This is a genomic window from Vibrio hangzhouensis (assembly GCF_900107935.1).
Lineage (GTDB): Bacteria > Pseudomonadota > Gammaproteobacteria > Enterobacterales > Vibrionaceae > Vibrio > Vibrio hangzhouensis.
Genome location: NZ_FNVG01000058.1, coordinates 1 through 3,372, shown reverse-complemented (window position 1 = coordinate 3,372; position 3,372 = coordinate 1). Strand labels below are relative to the sequence as shown.

At 49.6% G+C, this 3,372-nt stretch carries 3 protein-coding genes; all 3 read left to right on the top strand.

The features are described 5' to 3' along the window. Positions 1–309 precede the first annotated feature (309 nt). Positions 310–891, top strand: a complete 582-nt coding sequence (rsxA, locus tag C4S60_RS23375; RefSeq protein ID WP_103882949.1) for an electron transport complex subunit RsxA — start codon at positions 310–312, stop codon at positions 889–891. Next, positions 891–1,472 carry an electron transport complex subunit RsxB gene (gene rsxB / locus C4S60_RS23370; protein ID WP_103882947.1) on the top strand — a complete coding sequence of 194 codons (582 nt, stop codon included), beginning with the start codon at positions 891–893 and terminating at the stop codon, positions 1,470–1,472. Before rsxA ends, rsxB begins: the two co-directional genes overlap by 1 nt. Positions 1,473–1,480: 8 nt before the next feature. After that, the coding region (gene rsxC / locus C4S60_RS23365; protein WP_103882945.1) for an electron transport complex subunit RsxC at positions 1,481–3,372 on the top strand (1,892 nt) is incomplete at its 3' end.

Here is a 3,372-nt window from a genome sequence, read left to right as displayed (position 1 = left end):
AGTCCCGCAGGGGGAGCCAAATTCAGAGAAAGCCGTGTCGCAAGACGCGGCTTTTTCGTATCTGAGCGACAGAAATCCATTTTGGATTTTATGTCTCAGAGCTCGCCGCCCGAATCCGGTCGACCACGTTCGAGTCCCGCAGGGGGAGCCAAATTCAGAATAAGCCGTGTGGCAAGACGCGGCTTTTTCGTTTTTAGCCCAAACGCCTATACTTTTCGTACAAACAGGCAAAACCATAGATTTCACAGGTTGTTATTCGCGGCACAAAGCAGGATAATATCGGGATCGGAGTTCTTTACACTTATTATTATGACCGAATATTTCTTGTTGTTGGTGGGTACTGTTCTCGTCAACAATTTCGTACTGGTAAAATTTCTCGGCTTGTGCCCCTTCATGGGGGTATCTAAAAAGCTTGAGACCGCAATCGGCATGGGATTAGCCACGACGTTCGTGCTAACGCTTGCCTCTGTATGTGCCTACCTCGTCGAAACATACGTTTTGCTGCCTTTGGGTATCCAATATCTGCGAACCATGAGTTTTATTCTGGTTATCGCAGTTGTCGTTCAGTTCACTGAAATGGTCGTGCACAAAACCAGTCCGACACTGTACCGACTGTTGGGTATTTTCCTGCCACTCATCACCACAAACTGCGCCGTCCTTGGTGTGGCTCTGTTGAACATCAATGAAAATCACAACTTCATTGAATCCATTGTCTATGGTTTTGGAGCAGCTGTTGGCTTTTCTCTGGTGCTGGTACTGTTTGCATCCATGCGGGAGCGTATTGCGGCTGCAGATGTCCCTGCCCCCTTTAAAGGCGCCTCTATTGCGATGATTACTGCAGGATTGATGTCCCTGGCGTTCATGGGCTTTACAGGGTTGGTGAAGTTGTAATGAGTACCATTGTTATCGCCATTATTGCCCTCGTCATTCTCGCCGCCGTCTTTGGCGCCGTTCTTGGTTTTGCATCGATTAAGTTTAAGGTCGAAGCGGACCCTATCGTCGACCAAATCGACAGTATCTTGCCGCAAACGCAATGCGGACAGTGCGGTTACCCAGGTTGTCGACCCTACGCTGAAGCAATTGCCAATGGGGACGCTATTAATAAGTGTCCTCCTGGTGGTCAGGCGACCATTGAAAAGTTGGCTGACTTGATGGGGGTCGAGGTAGAAGATTCCGCTCACGATGCAGAAAAATCTGTTAAGAAAGTAGCCTTTATCCATGAAGATATGTGTATCGGGTGCACCAAGTGTATCCAGGCTTGTCCTGTCGACGCCATTGTTGGCGGCACTAAGGCCTTACACACTGTAATTAAAGATGAGTGTACAGGTTGCGATCTTTGTGTCGCACCGTGCCCGACCGATTGTATTGAGATGATTCCTGTAGAAACCACGACTGAGACTTGGAAGTGGCAGCTAGACGCTATTCCTGTAGTGAACATTACCGAACCTCATTCACAACAAAGCGGTAATTAGGGGGAGTCATGCTATCACTAATCGAACAAATAAAGACTGGCTCATTGTGGGACTTCCCTGGAGGTGTTCATCCTGAGGAAAATAAAAAACTTTCAAATACAGTAGCCATCGCCAAAGCTGCTGTGCCGGATGAACTCGTCATTCCGCTAAAGCAACATATCGGTAAGCCGGGGGATCTGCTAGTTAAGGTTGGCGAGCGTGTTCTTAAGGGGCAGCCTTTAAGTCAGGTTAATGCGGCATTCATGCTTCCCGTGCACGCCCCTACTTCAGGCATCATCAAAGCGATTGAACCACGAACCATTGCACACCCTTCAGGCTTGAGTGACTTGTGTATTGTTCTCGAAGCAGACTTGAAAGATGAGTGGATAACGCTGGAACCAATCCATAACTACCTCGAAGAATCTCCCGAGTCTCTGATTGAGACCATTCGCCTTGCCGGTATTTCAGGTATGGGTGGCGCTGGTTTTCCTACTGCAAAAAAAATCCAGTCCGGCTTGCAGCGTACTGAAATTTTGATCCTTAATGCTGCAGAGTGTGAACCATACATCACTGCAGATGATCGTCTGATGCAAGATTACGCCAGTGACGTCATCGAAGGAATCAAGATTCTTCAGCATATTCTTCAGCCAAAACTGACTGTGATAGGGATTGAAGATAATAAACCGGATGCCATCAAAGCGCTTGAATCAGCCGCTGCCTCTGAAGATATTGTGATCCGGGTAATCCCAACCAAATATCCGTCCGGTGGCGAAAAGCAACTTATAAAGATTCTGACCAATCTGGAAGTCCCGGTCGGCGGCATTCCCGCCGATATCGGTTTGATGGTACAAAACGTCGGATCCGCCTACGCAATAAAAAGGGCGGTGTGTCATGGTGAACCGCTGCTAGAGCGCGTCGTGACATTAACGGGTAAGACATTTAGTCAGCCACGAAATGTTTGGGCATTGATCGGTACTCCAGTTCAGTTCCTACTCGATCAGTTTGGATACAAGGCAGATAAAAAAGCACCGCGATTGATCATGGGCGGCCCTATGATGGGCTTTACTCTGCCTCACGCCGACGTTCCTATCACCAAGACGGCTAACTGTATTCTTGCTCCGACCTTCCGTGAAATTGACCCTCGCTCGCATGAAATGGCCTGTATACGCTGTAGCCAATGTGCAGAAGCTTGTCCGGCATCACTGTTACCACAACAGTTACAATGGTATGCAAAATCGCAGGAGTACGATAAATGTGAGGAGCTCAACCTAAAAGACTGTATTGAATGTGGCGCTTGTGCCTTCGTCTGCCCTAGCGAAATCCCTCTGGTGCAATATTATCGTCAGGCAAAAGCGGAAATACGCACTCGCAAGCTAGAGTCGGAAGCCGCTGAACGTGCAAAAATTCGCTTTGAAGAGAAAAAAGCTCGCCTTGAGCGAGAGAAAGCCGATCGTGAGAATCGCTTTAAGAAAGCGGCGGACGATCGTCGCAAACAGATGAAAACATCGGGCGGAGATGACGCCATCGCTGCCGCGATCGAGCGAGTCAAAGCACAGAAAGCCAATACCAGTTCAACTAGCGAAGTCAAGCCGGCAGTGGCTGCAGCCATTGCCCGGGCTAAGGCCAAACAAGCGGAAGCCGCTAAGTCAGGTCAGGCAGAGCCGGATAATTCGGAAATGGCCAAGCTGCGCGAAGAGCGCAAGCGTCAGGCCAGAGAGCGTAAAGCTCAAAAGGCAACAGAGGTGGAAACCTCCAGCGCCGCTGACGCAGTCGAACAAGATCCGAAAAAAGCGGCCATCGCTGCGGCACTGGCCCGAGCCAAAGCGAAGAAAGCCGCTCAACAAAGCCCGGAAGCGAACAGCGCCGTTCAGGATAATCCAGGCGGCAACGACAAGAAAGAGGCTGTAGCCGAGGCTATTGC